This window comes from Microbacterium sp. DT81.1 (assembly GCF_049844955.1).
In the GTDB taxonomy this organism is placed as follows: domain Bacteria; phylum Actinomycetota; class Actinomycetes; order Actinomycetales; family Microbacteriaceae; genus Microbacterium.
The window spans coordinates 365,569-382,677 of record NZ_JBNCMA010000001.1 but is presented as its reverse complement, the minus strand read 5'-3'; the positions used below and the strand labels follow the sequence as shown (position 1 = coordinate 382,677).

The window sequence follows — 17,109 nt, the reverse complement described above, 5'->3', positions numbered from 1 at the left end:
GTGCGCCCGTCGCGGTTGTCGAACTCGTCCTTCTTGCTCGCCGCTACCCCGCCCGCCGCCGCCTGAGCAGCAGCAGCGCCCCACCGAGCAGCAGGGCGGGCGAGCACGACGCTCTCCGCGTCCGACGGCCCCGCGTCGGTGACTGTGGCCGTGTCGAAACCTGGCCGCCGACGGGGTGGCTCGCGGCATCCGCGATCTTGCCGGCGACGAGATCGGCCGATCTCGCGATCGTCACGGGTACCTGACTCAGGTTGTTCTCGAAGTCGTACTCTCCCGTCACCGGCGACGCTACAGCCGCCGTGTTCACGACCGAGGCCGGCGCCTGGTCGGGCGCGATGCGCGCACCCAGCCGCACCGTGCGGCTCTCCCCTGCGACGAGCGTGCCGATGGCGCACGAGACGAACCATCCCTCGGGCTGGGTCACGACGGTGCAGGCCGGGACAGAGGAAGCAGGGTCGAAGACGAGCTCCGGGGGGAACAGATCGCCCACCTCCGTGAGGACCGCATCCGACGGCCCCGCGTTGGTGGCGACGAGGCTGAAGCCGGCGACGGATTCCGCCGCGAACTCGGCGGCGTCCGGGATCTTGGTGAGCGCGAGGTCGGCCACGGCGACGACGTCCTGGCTGACCTCGTCCGATGCCTCTGCGGAGATCGCGGACGCGACCGTGGCGGTGTTTGTGACCGACGGCTGGCCCGCTATCCCCGGCTGGACGGTGCCCGAGATCGTGATGAGCACGGGCGGCGGCTCGGGGACTCGCCCGAACGGGGCGTGCATGGGAGGAGATCAGAAATCGCGCGTGTAGATCCACGGCAGCGCGCCGACTTCGAGCCTGTGGCGTGCTCCGGATGCCGACGGGCCGCCTTCGCGGTCGTACTCCTCGTCCTCCCGCCAGAAGAACACCGGACCCTCGGCGCCGCGCCGGACCTGGGTCTCGAAGATCCGGACGCCGGCGACGCGCGTGGCGCCCAGCAGCCCTTCCACATCGACCGCCTCCGTGAGGCCGGTGAGGGTCACCCACGTCGGCGGGTACAGGGTCAGCTCGCCGCGCGCGTGCCCCCGGAGGGCATCGGCCGGCCGCATCCACCGTGCGGTGACGGCCTCGCGGGGCTCGAGTCGGAGCTCGCCGCCCGGTGCCCGCGCCGCGAAGAACCAGGTGCGGATGCGCAGCGGGAGCCCCGGCGGTGGGTCCCAGCACGACAGCGGAACAAGATCGCCTGGATCCACCACGAGTCCCGTCTCCTCGAGAGTCTCGCGCACCGCCGCGCGTCGCGCGTCCGCCTCTTCCGAAGGGGTGGCGTCAGCGCCGGCATCCGCGGGATCGAGCTTGCCACCGGGGAACACCCACGCCCCCGCGAACGATCCGCGGTCCGGACGTTCGATCAGCAGCACCTCGAGCCCCTCTGCCGCGTCGCGTGCGAGGATCACGGTGGCTGCGACCGGGATATCGGGGTCGGCGAGATCGCCCGCGACGCGAGGCCGCGATTCCCCGACGGCGTCCGCGAGCGCCCGCAGAACGCGTTCCGCAGCCCGGGGCGGCGGAGGAGCGTCGTCGGTCACCCGACCACTCTAGGCGGGGGCTGGGACCGCCACCCTGCGGCGATCGCGCGTGAGACTGACCGTCGCGATGGCCAGTCCGGCGAGAGCGAGCGCCACGCCCGCCCACGCCGGTGCGGCGAAGCCGAAGCCCGCCGTGATGACCAGGCCGCCGAGGAACGCCCCCATGCTGTTTCCGAGGTTGAGAGCCGAGTGATTGAGGGCCGCTGCGATGGACTGGTTATCGCCGGCGACATCCATCAGGCGGGTCTGGATGGCGGGGCTGAGGGCCGAGGAGACCAGCCCGGTCAGGAACACGAAGAAGGCGACCGCATAGATCCACTGCGCCGTCAGCGCCAGGAGTGCCAGCACGACGGCGAGCGCGGACAGCCCGAGAAGCAGGGTGCGGCGCTGATCGATGTCGGCGAGGTGTCCGCCGACGAGATTGCCGATGGTCATTCCGATGCCCATGACCACGAGGATGATCGGCACGGCCCACTCCGGCGAACCGGCCACCTCGGTGACAACGGGAGCCACGTAGCTGTAGACGGCGAAGAACCCTCCGAATCCGATCGCTCCGAATGCGAGCGTCGCCCACACTTGCCCGACCCGGAACACCCCGAGCTCGGCGCGCAGTGTCCTGCCCGGTTCACCCGGGTGCTCCGGCACGAAGAACATGATGAACACGGTGGCGAGGGCGAAGATCCCAGCCACGACCACGAAAGCGGCGCGCCACCCCACCTGCTGTCCGAGATAGGTGCCGAGGGGCACTCCCACCACGTTCGCGACCGTCAGACCGGTGAGCACGAAGGCGACACCCTTGGCGCGGTTGCCGGGGCCGAGCACGTCGGCCGCGACGAGGGCCCCGATCCCGAAGTACGCGCCGTGAGGCAGTCCCGCGAGGAAGCGCGAGGCGGCGACGAGCTCGAAAGTCGGTAGGACGAACGTCAGGGCGTTGAACAGCGTCAGGGCGAGCGCCAGGCAGATCATCACTCGGTGCCGGGGGAACCGCGCGACCGATCCGGCGATCGTCGGAGCCCCGACCACCACGCCGAGTGCGTAGAGGGTGATCAGCCAGCCGGTCTGTGCGATCGCGTCATCCGGGCTGGCCGCCCACGCGGTCGGCAGCAGATCCTGGGCGATGTCGGGCAGCAGGCCCATCACGACGAACTCGGTCATGCCGATTCCGAAGCTGCCGATCGCGAGAGAGAGGAGCGCCCTCTTCGCCGCACCCCTCGACGAAGTCGAGGTGGTCACGCCACCACTGTACCGGCGATCAGTCCTGGCGTCGAATCGATTCGACCGCGGATTCGAGCCGTTCGATCTTCCCGTCGATCTCTCCCGCGTGCCCCGGGCGGATATCGGCTTTCAGCACGAGCGAGACGCGCGAGCCGAACGGAAGGACGGCCTCGGTGGCACGCTTCACGACATCGAAGACCTCATCCCACTCCCCCTCCAGCTCGGTGAACATCGAGGTGGTGCGATTCGGCAGTCCCGAATCACGGACGACGCGCACCGCGGCCGCGACGGCCTCGTGCACGGAACCGTCGGCGGAGCCGGTTCCGCTGGGAGCGACGGAGAAGGCGATCAGCATGAGTTCCTCCAGCGGGGAAGGGGATGGATTCGGGGGTGGCGACGGGCCGTGAGCAGGCGAGTCGATGCGCGGGCGAGCAGAGAAGTCATGTCACGTCGGCGGCGGCATCCGGCGTGGGAACGCGCCCGGGGAACGCGCCGCGCCTTAGGCGCCGCGGGGCCGAGACCCGCACGAGGCGCGTGATGCTCCACACGAGCAGCACGACGAGAAGCAGGTTGCGAGCGGTCAGCAGAGCGACGGCGAACGGCTCGGCGGCGAGCACGCGGTGGTAGGCCAGCGGGTACACCGCCTGCGTCAGCGCCGCGATGGCGAGGCCCGTGGCCGCGAGCGGCCACCCGCGGCGCCGATCGACGACGAGCCACAGCACGAGGGGGGCGATCAGCCACGACTCGAACTGCGGCGAGCCCACCTTGTTGACGACGATGAGCGTCAGCACGAGCGCGAGCGACAGCGGCGGGAACAGCGTGACGAAGGGGGCGCCCCGGCGGGCCTTGACGCCGCCGACAACGGCGACGGCCATCACGGCGACGACGAGCAGCGGGGTCATGGCCGCGATGACCACGTCGACCTGCGGCCCCGCCACCTGGAACGTCAGGAGGTCACGGTTGTAGAAGATGAACGAACCGGGGATGTCGGCGACCGCCCGCCAAAGATAGAACATGCTCACCGGCGCCTCGAGCTGGAGTCCTCGGCCGGTCTGCGCAGTGACGAAACCCAGGGCGTGCGAAGCACCGCCCGCGAGCACGACGCCCGCGAGCACGGCGCCGCTCACGATCGCGGCCCCACCGAGCACCACGGCGCGGCGACGCAGGGCCAACAGGCCGGCGAGGATCAGCGCCGCGGGCCAGATCTTCATCCAGGCACCGATCGCGAGGAGCACCGATCCGGCCCAGGGGGCCTTCGCCAGCCACAGCAGGCCGGCGACGGCGAGCGGGACCGTGACGGCGTCGATGCGGTACATGCCGATCGGCCCGAGCAGGGCGAGGAACGCGAGCCAGAACCACGCGGCGACGGTGCGGCCGCTCGAGCGCCCCCGTCCGACGAGCAGTCCGAACGCCGCCGCGCTGCATGCCGTGACGAAGACCGCCCAGCCGACGGTGTAGCCATGGATCCAGGAAAGACCGTGCGCGAGCGCCATCGGCAGCAGGGCGAGCGGCGGATACACCCACGGCTCGGTGATCCCGACGATCCCGCCATCGTTCAGGGCCCGGGTGGACCACGGCTCGTACAAGAAGTAGACATCGCCCATGGGCTGGTTTGCCTGCACCCACCCGAGCACCGCGACGCCGAGGTGCACGAGCAGGAACGCCGCCCACAGCACCACTCGCCTCGACACGCGCACCATCCTAGGCGGGCGTCGTTTCATCCAGAGCGCGGCCGCCGGCCGGTGGAGTCGGCCCGTTACACGCCCGCGATCGCCTCGGCGATGGCGGCCGGCAGCGCATCGGCCACATCGAGGGCGACGATCGGCCGGCCGGGCCCCGCGTCCGCCCGGGCCGCGATGCGAGCGGCGCGCCCGTGCAGCCAGGCCGCCGTCGCGGCGAGAACCGCGAGTTCGCCGCGGGCTCCCGCTTGCGCGACGAGGGCTCCGAGCACACCCGCCAGAACGTCCCCGGAACCGGCGGTGGCGAGCCAGGGTGTTGCGGCGCGCACCGCGATCAGCCGGCCGTCGGGCGATGCGATCAGCGTCTCGGATCCCTTGCGCAGGACGACGTGGCCGAGCTCGACCGCCGTCTCGGCGACGGCGCGGGCGTCGGTCGCGTGCTCGTCGAGACCGAGGTTCGCGCGAAGGCGGGCGAACTCACCGGCGTGCGGGGTGAGGATCAGGGGCGCGGCGGCGCCGCGCGCAAGATCGAGAGCGCCTGCGTCCACGACGACAGGAACGTCGCCGCCGACGAGATCGCGCAGCGCCGAGTCCTCCTCGTCGGTGCGGCTCCTTGCATCCGTCCCCGAGCCGATCACCCACGCCGTCACTCGGCCGTCGGCCAGCACGGTCTCGGGTCGACGGGCGAGCACGAGCCGGCCGACATCCGCGTCCCCGACCCAGCGCACCATGCCCGCGCCCGCACGCCACGCGCCTTCCACCCCGAGGACCGCAGCGCCGGGATAGGCCGGTGTCCCGGTGCGCAGGCCGACCACGCCTCGGGAATACTTGTCGTCGGCGTCCGTTGGCACCTTGATATGGGAAGCGGCGTCCGCGCGCGTCCATACGTGGAGCTCGGTCATCCCCCCACGTTAGCCTCGACCTCGGAGTCCCTGTGAGCATCCTCTTCTCGCCCCTCACCCTCCGGGGAACCACTCTTCGCAATCGGCTCTGGGTGTCGCCCATGTGCATGTACAGCGCGGCCGACGGCGTCCCCCAGGAGTGGCATCACACGCACCTCGCCCAGTTCGCCTCGGGCGGCGCGGGGCTGATCGTCGCCGAGGCGACCGCGGTCTCCCCCGAAGGGCGCATCTCGCCCCGTGACACCGGGATCTGGACCGATGAGCAGCGGAACGCCTGGGCGCCGATCGTCGCCGCCATCCATGCGCGCGGCTCGAAGGCGGGCATCCAGCTCGCCCACGCGGGCCGCAAGGCCTCGACGTGGTGGCCGTTCTCCGGCCGTCGGGGAAGCGTCGCCGCCGAAGACGGCGGCTGGCCGACCCTTGCCCCGTCCGCGGTCGCCTATGAGGGCTTCGCCGAACCCGTCGCCCTCGACGCCGCGGGGATCGACGCCGTCGTCTCGGACTTCGCCGCGGCCACGCGGCGCTCGCTCGAGGCCGGATTCGAGGTGCTCGAGGTGCACGGGGCGCACGGGTACCTGCTGCACCAGTTCCTGTCCCCGCTGTCGAACCGGCGCGACGACGAATACGGCGGCTCTCTCGAGAACCGCGCACGCCTGCTGCTGCGGGTCGTGCGCGCCGTCAGGGATGCGGCGGGCGGGGCCCGCGCCGGCAAGCCGGGGGTGTGGCGCGGATCCCCACAAGAAGGCGTTCCGCTCATCGTGCGGATCTCGGCCACCGACGCGGCCGACGGCGGTTTCGACGTCGACGAGGCGGCGATCGTGGCGGAATGGGCGGTGGAGGCGGGAGCCGACCTCATCGACGTCTCCAGCGGCGGGCTCGTCGCTCATCAGGCCATCGAGGTGTCCCCCGGCTACCAGGTGCCGCTCGCGGCGAAGATCCGCAAGACCGCCGGAGTGCCTGTGACCGCCGTCGGCATGATCACCGACGGTGCGCACGCGGAGTCCGTGCTCGCCGCCGGCGACGCCGATGCCGTGTTCGTCGGCCGGGAGTGGCTGCGAGACCCGCACTTCGCTCTGCGCGCGGCGCACGAGCTCGGCGTCGAGGTCGACTACTGGCCCAAGCAGTACCAGCGCGCGCGCTGGGCGAACTAGCCGGACGGTGCCCTCCTAGCCGACGGTGCCCTCCTAGCCGGACGGTGCCCTCCTAGCCGACGGTGCCCTCCTAGGCGAGCTCGTCGAAGAAGGTGGTCACCTCGCCGGCGAACAGCGCGGGCTCCTCCCACGGTCCGAAGTGGCCGCCTCGTGGCATCCGGGTCCACCGCCGCACGTCGAAGAAGCGCTCCGCGAAGTGCCTCGGCGCGGGGTTGATGTCGCGCGGGAAGATCGCGAAGCCGGTCGGCGCGCTGACGCGCGAGGCGGGGTCGATCTGCCGGAGGGACGCGTCGCGGTAGTAGCGGGCGGCGGATGCGGCGGTGCCGGTCACCCAGTAGACCATCAGGTCATCGAGAAGCTCGTCCCGGGAGAACCGCGAGTAGACATCGCCATCGCAGTCGCTCCAGGCGCGGAACTTCTCGAGGAACCACCCGGCGAGCGCCACGGGCGAATCGGTGAGGCCGTAGGCGAGGGTCTGGGGCTTCGTCCGCTGCAGCAGCGCGTAGGCCCCTTCGGTCTGGAACCACTCGGCCATGCGCTGCACGAACGCGTTCTCGTCGGCGTCGAGCGTCGCGGCATCCACGGTGTATCGGTGCCAGAAGGGCACGTCACCGAGGTGCAGCCCGATCACCCGGTCCGGATGCCGCAGGGCGACCGCCTCGGCGATCGTGCTGCCGATGTCGCCGCCGTGCACCCCGAACGAGCCGAAGCCGAGCTTCGACATGGTGGCCGCGAGGAGATCGGCGACGCGGTCCGGACCGAAGCCGGGCGACGCGGGCCGTTCGGAGAACCCGTAGCCCGGGATGCTGGGGACCACGAGGTCGAAGCGCTCGGAGAGCAGCGGCATCGCCTTCTCGAACCGCAGGAACGAGTCCGGCCAGCCATGAAGCAGCAGCAGGGGGGTAGCGCCCGGCGTGCCGGCACGGACGAGGTGGATGCCGACACCGTCGATCTCGTGCAGTTCATGCCGGAGCGCGTTCAGGCGCGCCTCCGTTCTCCGCCAGTCGTAGCCATCCGCCCAGCGATCCACGAGCGAGCGGAGGGCGGGAAGCGGGGTGCCCCACGACCAGTCGTCCTCGCCGCCGGTGATCGAATCCGGCCATCGGGTGCGGGCCAGCCGCTCGGCGAGGTCATCGAGCACCGCCTGCGGCACATCGATCCGGAACGCTGTCATGGCGTCATGTTATTGGCGACGACCGACACGGGCCGTCCGGACGCCCCGCCCTGCGCCCCGCGCGTCGCCCGGCGTGCTATCGCCCGCGTCGCGTGGCGTCCTGCACCTCGCCCACCAGCTCCTCGATGATGTCCTCGAGGAAGAGCACCGCCGTGGTCTCGCCCGTGGCGTCCACGACCCGTGCGAGGTGACGGCCGGCGCGCCGCATCAACGCAAGCGCGTCCTCGAGGTCGGTCGTCTCGAGGACGGGGACCATGTGGTGGATGCGCTTCGCGGGCAGGGGCTTCGCGACGGTCGCCCCGGATCCCGGTCCCTCGGCGGAGCGCAGGATGTCCTTCAGGTGCACGTAGCCGGCCGGCACACCCGCGGCATCCACGATCACGTAGCGGGAGAACCCGTGCTTCGCCACCGCGCGCTCGATCTCATCCGGCGTCGTCGTCTCGGGCAGCGTGACGATCTGCGACAGCGGCACCGCGATGTCCATGGCCTTCTTGTCCGTGAACTCGACGGCCGCCGCGACGGTGCCCGAGAGGTCATCCAGCACGCCCTCGATCCGCGACTGATTCACAATCGTCGCGACCTCTTCGAGCGTGAAAGTCGATGCGGCCTCGTCCTTCGGCTCGACCCGAAACAGCCGCAGCACGGCGTTGGCCAGCCAGTTCAGCATCCAGATCACGGGATGGAAGACCTTCGACACCCACACGAGCGGGGTCGCCAGCATCAGCACCGCCCGGTCGGGAACCGAGAACGCGAGGTTCTTGGGCACCATCTCGCCGAACACCACGTGCAGGTAGGACACCAGCAGCAGGGCGACGATGAACGAGATCACATCGACCGCACCCTCGGAGAGACTCGTAAGACCGAGCGGCTCGGCCAGCAGGTGGTGGATCGCCGGCTCCGACACGTTGAGGATGAGCAGCGAGCAGATGGTGATTCCGAGCTGGGATGTCGCCAGCATCAGCGTCGCATGCTCCATCGCGTAGAGCGCCGTCTTGGCCGACCGCGACCCGCGCTCGGCGAGCGGCTCGATCTGCGAGCGGCGTGCGGAGATGACGGCGAACTCGGCGCCGACGAAGAACGCGTTGAAGGCGAGCAGCACGGCGAGCCATGCGATTCCGGCCCAGTCACTCATCGCTCTCACCCGCCTCGGCGCCCTCGGGCATCGGCACGGGCGTGAAGCGCACGCGGTCGACACGGCGACCGTCCATGCGCTGCACGGTCAGCGTTCCGTCCTCGATCTGAACCTCGTCGCCGAGCACGGGGATGCGCTCCAGCACGCTCATGAGGAAACCGCCGACGGTGTCGTAGACATCGCCCTCCGGCACGCGCACGCCGGTGCGGTCGAGCAGTTCGTCCGGGCGCAGCTCTCCCGGGAAGGTCAGGGAATCAGCGCCGCGGACGACGCCGGCGCGATTGCGGTCGTGCTCGTCCGACACCTCGCCGACGATCTCCTCGACGAGGTCCTCGAGGGTGACGACACCAGATGTGCCGCCGTATTCGTCGACCACGATCGCCATCTGGTAGCCGCGGGCTCTGAGCTCGGCGATGAGGGCATCCAGGTGCACGGTCTCGGGCACACGCAGGGGTTCGGTCGAGAGGGCGGCCGCCGGCACATCGGGGCGCCGGTCGCGCGGGACGCTGACCGCGGCCTTGAGGTGCACGACGCCGACGATGTCGTCCATGGAGTCGTCGTAGACGGGGAAGCGGCTGTGGCCGGTGCGTCGGGCCAGCTGGATGATGTCGTCCGCCGAGTCGCCGGCGGCGACGGCGTGGACGCTCGGGCGAGGTGTCATCACGTCGTCGGCGGTCAGCCGCGAGAAGTTCAGGCTGCGATTGAGGAGGGATGCCGTGTCCTCTTCGAGGACGCCGGCGCTCGCGGACCGCCGGACGAGGGAGGAGAGCTCCTCGGCCGTCCGCGCGCCGGACAGCTCTTCCTTGGGTTCGACGCCCATCACGCGCAGCACGCCGTTGGCGCTGCCGTTGAGCACGGCGATCGCCGGCCGGAAGACGGTGGTGAAGGCGACCTGCGCGGGGAGCACGAGCTTCGCCGTCTGACGGGGCAGCGCGAGCGCGAAGTTCTTGGGCACCAGCTCGCCGAGGATCATCGACAGCACCGTCGCGACGCTGATCCCCACGAACACCGCGATCGGTGAGACCAGCCCGGCGGGCAGGCCCCAGGACGTGAGCACGGGCCGCAGCAGGTTGGAGATCGCGGGTTCCATGGCGTAGCCCGTGAGGAGCGTCGTCAGCGTGATGCCGAGCTGAGCACTCGAGAGATGCGTCGATGTGATCTTCAGCGCCTGGATCGTGATGGCCAGGCGCGTCTCACCGCGTTCCTGACGGGCCTCGAGGTCCGCACGGTCGAGGTTCACCAGCGCGAACTCGCTCGCGACGAACACCCCGGTTCCGATGGTGAGCAGGAGCCCCACGCCCAACATGACGTAATCCATCACACGTCACTCCCCTCACGAGGTGCCAGGCGGTGGGGCGAGGGTCTACAAGAAGGAGGGTCATCCATCGTGCCTCCATGTTACCGGAGCAGACGGCGTGGCCCGCCGGTCCGGGAGTCCGCCGGCGGCGGACCCGCCGCGTCGGGCGGCATCCGTCCGGCGCCCTCCCCCCGGCGGTCGCGATCTGTTCGGGTGTCTGCGCTTCGCGCTGCACTTCTCGCCGCGCGCGGCGTCAATCGGTGCAGCGGGAACAGGAAAGAGCGGCGCCAACCGGCTCGCGCGAGACAGGTCCGAGTCGCCTGGCGGGAGCGGACGCCGTTGCGGGTCAATCCCAGCGCAGACCGACGCGAGGCCGTGGGCGGCGTGATGGCAGGCCGTCCGCGGTGAGGATGTCGTACAGCATCCTCGGGTCCTGGAGAGCCGGAGTGCGCCATCTCGACAAAGCCCGTACCGCCCGGCGCAACTCGTCTTCGCGGTCCTTCTCCTCGAGAAGCGCCTGCTGCGGGCTCCGCCCCTGGAGGATGTCCGGGTCGAAGTACTTCCCCTTGCCGTCGAACTCACCGGCGTGATCGAACTCCTCGAAGAAGAAGTCCGGGTAGACCGAACGTCCGCTGGGAAGCCGGATGCGCCGCTGCAGCTCAGGCGTCGGAAAGCCGAGCCGGTCGATCGCAACGCGGCTCTGGGACTCGCGCACCGAGTCCGAAAGGTGTGTGGCGAACGCCGCCGCTCGGCGGGCGCGGATCATCCCGCGCGCGCCGCTCTGTCTCTCGAGCGACTCGAGGATTTCGGCGCTCGTCGTCAGCGGACCACCCTCGCGTCTGCCCCACGACGCCCGATCCATCGCCGCGACGCCCGCGGTGAAGGTCAGCTCCCGCGCGAGGTCGATCACCGTCTGCGCCGGCGTCGTGACCAGGTGGGCACCCCAGGGCACCACATCCACCCCGTCGAACCCGAGAGCGCGCCGACGCACCGCTCCGGAACTGCGACCGCCGGACCCGCGCGGTATCCGGACGTCGATCACCGCGGGCCAGCGGCCGAGGATGTCGATGCCCCAGATCGCCGCGGCCGCGTAGTGGCAGAAGACTGCAGCGCCGCGTAGTCGATCCGCGGTTTCCAGTGTCCGGACGAAGTGCCGATTCATCGGTGACAGGCGGTCCCAGTGCCGACGATCGGCGTACGAGCCGGCGACCACGCGGACATGCGTTCCTTGCGCCAGAGAACGCCGGAGCCTGCGCTCGTTGATCAGGCCGACGTCCTGCTCGCGGCGTCGGAAGACAGCCAAGGGGTGCTCGATGCGCGGTTCCATGCCGCCAGAGTGAGGGTCGAGGGCACCGCGTCGGCGCGATCATGCAGTCGTTGCGTGAACTGCAGCGCGCCGATGAACCTGGGGAGGGAACCGCGCTCAGCCTCGCGCTGCACTTCTCGGACCGCGCCGCGTCGATTCGCGCCGCGCGCGGTGGATTGTGCAGCGCGTGTCCCGTCAGAGGCGAACGGAACGGTCCGGGAGTCCGCCGGCGGCGATCACCAGCTGACGGGGAGCGCCTTGCCCTCCTCGTAGCCGGCGGCGGACTGCAGGCCCACGAGCGCCTTGTCGTGGAACTCCGCGACGGATGCGGCACCGGCATACGTGAACGAGGAACGGACGCCGGAGGTGATCATGTCCAGCAGGTCCTCGAGCCCCGGCCGCAGTGGGTCGAGGTAGATCTTCGACGACGAGATGCCCTCGGCGAAGAGCTCCTTGCGCGCGAGATCGTACGGGTCGAGGCGCCCGAAGCGATCATGGACGGCCTTGGTGGATGCCATCCCCCACGACTCCTTGAAGGTGCGGCCGGCGGCATCCACCTGGAGTTCGCCCGGCGACTCGATCGTCCCGGCGAACCATGAGCCGATCATGACGGATGCCGCGCCGGCGGCCAGCGCCAGCGCGACGTCGCGAGGGTACCGGACTCCCCCGTCGGCCCAGACGTGCGCGCCCATGATGCGCGCGGCGTCGGCAGTCTCGAGCACGGCGGAGAACTGGGGACGCCCGACGGCGGTCATCATGCGCGTCGTGCACATGGCGCCCGGCCCCACGCCGACCTTCACGATGTCGGCGCCAGCGGTCACGAGATCATGCACGCCCTCCGCCGTGACCGTGTTGCCGGCCGCGATCGGGATGTCGAGTCCCAGCTCGGCGACGGAGCGCAGCGCCCGCAGCATGCCCTCCTGGTGTCCGTGCGCGGTATCGACGACGAGCACGTCGACCCCGGCCGCGGCGAGCGCACTCGCCTTGGCTGCGACATCGCCGTTGATGCCCACGGCGGCGGCGACGACGAGCCGGCCCGACGCGTCGACCGCAGGCGAATAGAGCGTCGACCGCAGCGCGCTGCGCCGGCTCAGCGTTCCGACGACGGCGCCGTGGTGCAGAACGCAGACGACATCGGCGCCCGCCCCCACGAGGAGATCGAACGCATGTCGGGCGGATGTCACATCGTCGGCGTCGATGGAGGGCGTGCGTCCTCGCGCCAGATCTCCGAGACGCGCATCCGGGAGGGCGGTGCCGAGGCGGCCCGCGGCGACGATGCCGAGCACGTCGTCGATCATCAGCGGGCCGGCGCCTGCGACCGTGGACGCGACGACGATGCCGTGGCCATCGCTCGCGGGCAGCAGCCGGGAGGCGTCGGCGACGGTCGCCTCGGGAGGCAGCACGAGCGGCGTGTCCCACGGCACCGGCTGCGCCTTGACCCAGCGGATCGCGGCGTCGAGCTCCTGCAGCGGCATGTCCTGAGGGAGCACGCCGAGCCCCCCGCGGCGCGCGAGCGTGGCCGCGAGACGTGCTCCTGTCACGGAGTTCATGTTCGCCGAGACGATCGGGATCGTCGCCGTGGTGCCGTCCGCCGGGGAGAGATCGACATCCAATCTGCTGGTGACGCTCGAGCGCCGGGGCACGAGGAACACGTCCGAATAGGTCAGGTCGACGCTGGGCTGATCCCCGTAGAACTCCATGCTCTCTACGCTATCCACCCCATTTCGCCCTCACCACAGAACTGCCGGTGCGGATGCTCCGCTTCCCGCATCGGGGTGCACAACTGGGTTACGCTTAACAGTCGTGCGCGTGAGCACCATTTCTGCCGCGTGAGCAAGGTGAATTCAGCGAAGAAAGTGGGCGATCGACTGTGTCGAGCCAGGTGACAGGCGTCGGTGCTTCGAGCGAAGGGGAATTCGGAGCCAACGAGTGGCTCGTGGACGAACTGTTCGAGCAGTACAAGGCCGACAAGAACTCTGTGGACAAGGCGTGGTGGCCGATTCTCGAGGCCTATCACCCAGTCGATGTCGAGGGCGATGGCAAGGGATCGACGGCAGAGACGCCGGCCCCGGTCGCCGCTCAGGCTCCCGCCGCGGCTCCCGCGGCTCCAGCGGCACCCGCCGCATCCGCCCCTGCTCCCCCCGCTGCATCCCGCACACAGGCGCCGGAGCCGGCGGAGCCCCGCCCGGTCACGGCGCCCATCGCGGTGGTCGGAGCGCAACCCGTTGCCCGCACGACCGCGAAGCCCGCGGCGCCGCAGCCGATCCCTGCTCAGGCGCCGGATGCGAAGGCATCCTCTTCGCAGGAGTCGACCGAAGAGGACAAGGTCACCGTCCTGCGGGGCATGACCAAGACGCTCGCGGCCAACATGGACGAGTCGCTGACGATTCCGACCGCCACAAGCGTTCGGACCATCCCGGCGAAGCTCATGATCGACAACCGCATCGTCATCAACAACCACATGTCGCGCACGCGCGGCGGCAAGATCAGCTTCACCCACCTGATCGGCTGGGCGCTCATCCAGGCGCTCAAGGAGTTCCCGAGTCAGAACGTCTTCTACGCCGAGATCGACGGCAAGCCGTCGGTGGTCGCTCCCGCCCACATCAACCTGGGCATCGCGATCGACCTGCCCAAGCCGGACGGCACGCGAGCGCTCATGGTGCCGAGCATCAAGCGCGCCGACACCCTCACCTTCAGCGAGTACCTCGCCTCGTACGAGGACCTCATCGTTCGCGCTCGCGGCAACAAGCTGACGGCCGCCGACTTCCAGGGCACCACGCTGTCACTCACCAACCCCGGTGGAATCGGCACGGTGCACTCCGTCCCCCGTCTGATGAAGGGGCAGGGATGCATCGTCGGCGCCGGCGCCCTGGAGTACCCCGCGGAGTTCCAGGGCGCGAGCGAGAAGACGCTCAACGAGCTGGCGATCGGCAAGACGATCACTCTCACGAGCACGTACGACCACCGCGTCATCCAGGGCGCAGGTTCGGGTGAGTTCCTCAAGAAGGTGCACGAGCTGCTGATCGGGCAGCGCGACTTCTACGACTCGATCTTCGCGGCTCTCCGCATCCCGTACGCCCCCATCCACTGGGCCGCCGACATCAACGTCGACCTCGCCGAGCGCGTCGACAAGACCGCTCGGGTGCAGGAGCTGATCAACTCGTTCCGGGTGCGTGGTCACCTGATGGCCGACATCGATCCGCTCGAGTACAACCAGCGAACGCACCCCGACCTCGAGATCGAGCAGCACGGGCTGACCTTCTGGGACCTCGACCGCGAGTTCGTCACGGGTGGCTTCGGCGGCAAGCGCCAGATGAAGCTCCGCGACATCCTCGGCGTCCTCCGCGACTCGTACTGCCGCACGACGGGCATCGAGTACATGCACATCCAGGACCCCGGCCAGCGCAAGTGGTTCCAGGACAAGGTCGAGCAGAAGTACCAGAAGCCCGGACACGACGAGCAGCTCCGCATCCTCCGCAAGCTCAACGAGGCCGAGGCGTTCGAGACCTTCCTGCAGACCAAGTACGTCGGTCAGAAGCGCTTCAGCCTCGAGGGCGGCGAGTCCCTCATCCCGCTGCTCGACCAGATCCTGCAGGGCGCGGCCGATGCCGGCCTCGACGGCGCAGCGATCGGCATGGCGCATCGCGGCCGTCTGAACGTGCTCACGAACATCGCCGGCAAGACCTACGGTCAGGTCTTCCGCGAGTTCGAGGGCAGCGTCGCGCTGGGCAACAAGCGCGGGTCGGGTGACGTCAAATACCACCTGGGCACGCAGGGCACCTTCGTGGCGGACAGCCAGGAAGAGCTTCCCGTCTATCTCGCCGCCAACCCGTCTCACCTCGAGACCGTCGACGGCGTTCTCGAGGGCATCGTGCGCGCCAAGCAGGACCGCAAGCCGATCGGCACGTTCTCCTGGCTCCCCGTGCTCGTGCACGGCGACGCGGCCTTCGCCGGCCAGGGCGTCGTCGTCGAGACCCTGCAGATGTCGCAGCTGCGCGGCTACCGCACGGGCGGCACGATCCACGTCGTCGTGAACAACCAGGTCGGCTTCACGACGACGCCGCACGACGCGCGCTCATCGGTCTACGCCACGGATGTCGCCAAGACGATCCAGGCGCCGATCTTCCACGTCAACGGCGATGACCCCGAGGCCGTCGTGCGGGTGGCCGAGCTCGCGTTCGAGTACCGCGAGGCGTTCAACCGGGATGTCGTGATCGACCTGGTCTGCTACCGGCGTCGCGGTCACAACGAGGGCGATGACCCCTCGATGACGCAGCCGCTCATGACCAACCTGATCGAAGCCAAGCGCTCTGTGCGGCGCCTCTACACCGAGGCTCTCGTCGGACGCGGCGACATCAGCGAGGAGGAGTACGAGCAGGCCAAGCGGGACTTCCAGAACCGCCTCGAGATCGCCTTCGCCGAGACGCACGCCGCCGAGACCGGCACGCACGACATCGTCGAGGAGGCGGCCGCCGAGCAGGAGGTCACGTGGGGCGAGGTCGAGAGCACGGCAGTGTCGACCGACGTGGTCGGCCTGATCGGCGACGCGTTCGTGAACAAGCCCGACGGGTTCTCTGTGCATCCGAAGATCCAGCAGCTGCTCGACAAGCGCCTGGACATGAGCCGGAACGGCTCGATCGACTGGGCCTTCGGCGAGCTGCTCGCCTTCGGATCGCTGCTGCTGGAGGGAACCGCCGTCCGGCTCGCCGGTCAGGACTCCCGCCGCGGCACGTTCGTGCAGCGGCACTCCGTGCTGCACGACCGAGCGAACGGGCAGGAGTGGCTGCCACTGCACAACCTCAGCGAGAACCAGGGCCGGTTCTGGGTCTACGACTCGCTGCTGTCGGAGTACGCGGCGATGGGCTTCGAGTACGGCTACTCGGTGGAGGCGCCGGAGGCGCTCGTGCTGTGGGAGGCCCAGTTCGGCGACTTCGCGAACGGCGCTCAGTCCGTCATCGACGAGTACATCTCGGCGGCCGACCAGAAGTGGGGTCAGCAGTCCAGCGTCGTCCTCCTGCTGCCGCACGGCTACGAGGGACAGGGTCCCGACCACTCCTCCGCGCGCATCGAGCGCTTCCTGCAGATGTGCGCCCAGGACAACATGACCGTCGCGCGTCCGTCGACGCCGGCGTCGCACTTCCACCTGCTCCGTCGTCAGGCCTATGCGCGTCCCCGCAAGCCGCTCGTCGTGTTCACGCCGAAGGCCATGCTGCGCCTGCGCGGGGCGACGAGTTCGGTCGAGGACTTCACGAGCGGGCGTTTCGAGCCTGTGCTCGATGACGACAGGGGCCTCGACGCGGGCGCCGTGAAGCGGGTGCTGCTGCACTCGGGCAAGATCCACTGGGATCTGAAGGCCGAGCTGGAGAAGAACCCGAATCCCGAGATCGCGCTGGTGCGGCTGGAGCAGCTCTATCCCGCTCCCATCGCCGAGCTCAACGCCGTGATCGATCGCTACCCCGACGCCCAGCTGGTGTGGGTGCAGGATGAACCGGAGAATCAGGGTGCGTGGCCGTTCATCGCCCTCGAGGTGGTCAAGCACCTGCACGGCCGGACGATCCGCCGCGTCTCGCGCTCGGCGGCCGCCTCGCCGGCGACCGGCTCACCGAAGGTGCACGCGCAGGAGCACGCTCAGCTGATGCAGAAGGCGCTCACGCTCTAGACCGAGGTGAAGACGAGGGGTGGATGCCGCGGCATC

General features: G+C 69.9%; 13 protein-coding genes. 2 read left to right on the top strand and 11 right to left on the bottom strand.

Annotation, left to right across the window (positions count from 1 at the left end; genetic code table 11):
* Positions 1–43: 43 nt before the first annotated feature.
* From ACLQ2Q_RS01670 to ACLQ2Q_RS01645, 6 genes are all read right to left on the bottom strand, one after another.
* Complete coding sequence (locus tag ACLQ2Q_RS01670) at positions 44–775, bottom strand: hypothetical protein (protein ID WP_425817297.1); 732 nt, start codon at positions 773–775, stop codon at positions 44–46.
* 9 nt (positions 776–784) lie between these two features.
* Positions 785–1,558: an NUDIX hydrolase gene (locus ACLQ2Q_RS01665; protein WP_425817295.1), complete on the bottom strand. Its 774-nt coding sequence runs from the start codon at positions 1,556–1,558 to the stop codon at positions 785–787.
* Between the two features lie 9 nt (positions 1,559–1,567).
* Positions 1,568–2,791, bottom strand: coding sequence for an MFS transporter (locus ACLQ2Q_RS01660; protein WP_425817293.1), 1,224 nt, complete (start codon positions 2,789–2,791; stop codon positions 1,568–1,570).
* Positions 2,792–2,810: 19 nt separating this feature from the next.
* Positions 2,811–3,128, bottom strand: coding sequence for a thiamine-binding protein (locus tag ACLQ2Q_RS01655; protein ID WP_425817291.1), 318 nt, complete (start codon positions 3,126–3,128; stop codon positions 2,811–2,813).
* A gap of 85 nt (positions 3,129–3,213) precedes the next feature.
* Positions 3,214–4,464: a glycosyltransferase 87 family protein gene (locus tag ACLQ2Q_RS01650; protein ID WP_425817289.1), complete on the bottom strand. Its 1,251-nt coding sequence runs from the start codon at positions 4,462–4,464 to the stop codon at positions 3,214–3,216.
* Between the two features lie 65 nt (positions 4,465–4,529).
* Complete coding sequence (locus tag ACLQ2Q_RS01645; RefSeq protein ID WP_425817287.1) at positions 4,530–5,354, bottom strand: ADP-dependent NAD(P)H-hydrate dehydratase; 825 nt, start codon at positions 5,352–5,354, stop codon at positions 4,530–4,532.
* 32 nt (positions 5,355–5,386) lie between these two features.
* Here ACLQ2Q_RS01645 and ACLQ2Q_RS01640 point away from each other — a divergent pair, with 32 nt between their 5' ends.
* Positions 5,387–6,505 carry an NADH:flavin oxidoreductase/NADH oxidase gene (locus tag ACLQ2Q_RS01640; RefSeq protein WP_425817285.1) on the top strand — a complete coding sequence of 373 codons (1,119 nt, stop codon included), beginning with the start codon at positions 5,387–5,389 and terminating at the stop codon, positions 6,503–6,505.
* A 70-nt stretch (positions 6,506–6,575) separates the two neighbouring features.
* Here the strand turns inward: ACLQ2Q_RS01640 and ACLQ2Q_RS01635 are convergent, their stop codons facing one another.
* The 5 genes from ACLQ2Q_RS01635 to ACLQ2Q_RS01615 all read right to left on the bottom strand — a co-directional run bounded on the left by ACLQ2Q_RS01635 (position 6,576) and on the right by ACLQ2Q_RS01615 (position 13,114).
* Positions 6,576–7,679: an epoxide hydrolase family protein gene (locus ACLQ2Q_RS01635; RefSeq protein ID WP_425817283.1), complete on the bottom strand. Its 1,104-nt coding sequence runs from the start codon at positions 7,677–7,679 to the stop codon at positions 6,576–6,578.
* A 76-nt stretch (positions 7,680–7,755) separates the two neighbouring features.
* Positions 7,756–8,811 carry a hemolysin family protein gene (locus tag ACLQ2Q_RS01630; RefSeq protein WP_425817281.1) on the bottom strand — a complete coding sequence of 352 codons (1,056 nt, stop codon included), beginning with the start codon at positions 8,809–8,811 and terminating at the stop codon, positions 7,756–7,758.
* A complete protein-coding gene (locus ACLQ2Q_RS01625) occupies positions 8,804–10,129 on the bottom strand; it encodes a hemolysin family protein (protein WP_425817279.1) in 1,326 nt (441 codons plus the stop codon). The genes ACLQ2Q_RS01630 and ACLQ2Q_RS01625 overlap by 8 nt, the downstream gene beginning before the upstream one ends.
* Before the next feature lie 325 nt (positions 10,130–10,454).
* Positions 10,455–11,435: a hypothetical protein gene (locus ACLQ2Q_RS01620; RefSeq protein WP_425817277.1), complete on the bottom strand. Its 981-nt coding sequence runs from the start codon at positions 11,433–11,435 to the stop codon at positions 10,455–10,457.
* A 215-nt stretch (positions 11,436–11,650) separates the two neighbouring features.
* Positions 11,651–13,114: a GuaB1 family IMP dehydrogenase-related protein gene (locus ACLQ2Q_RS01615; protein ID WP_425817275.1), complete on the bottom strand. Its 1,464-nt coding sequence runs from the start codon at positions 13,112–13,114 to the stop codon at positions 11,651–11,653.
* 170 nt (positions 13,115–13,284) lie between these two features.
* Here ACLQ2Q_RS01615 and ACLQ2Q_RS01610 point away from each other — a divergent pair, with 170 nt between their 5' ends.
* On the top strand, positions 13,285–17,073 hold the full coding sequence (locus tag ACLQ2Q_RS01610; protein ID WP_425817273.1) for a multifunctional oxoglutarate decarboxylase/oxoglutarate dehydrogenase thiamine pyrophosphate-binding subunit/dihydrolipoyllysine-residue succinyltransferase subunit: 3,789 nt from the start codon (positions 13,285–13,287) through the stop codon (positions 17,071–17,073).
* The last annotated feature ends 36 nt before the right edge of the window (positions 17,074–17,109 follow it).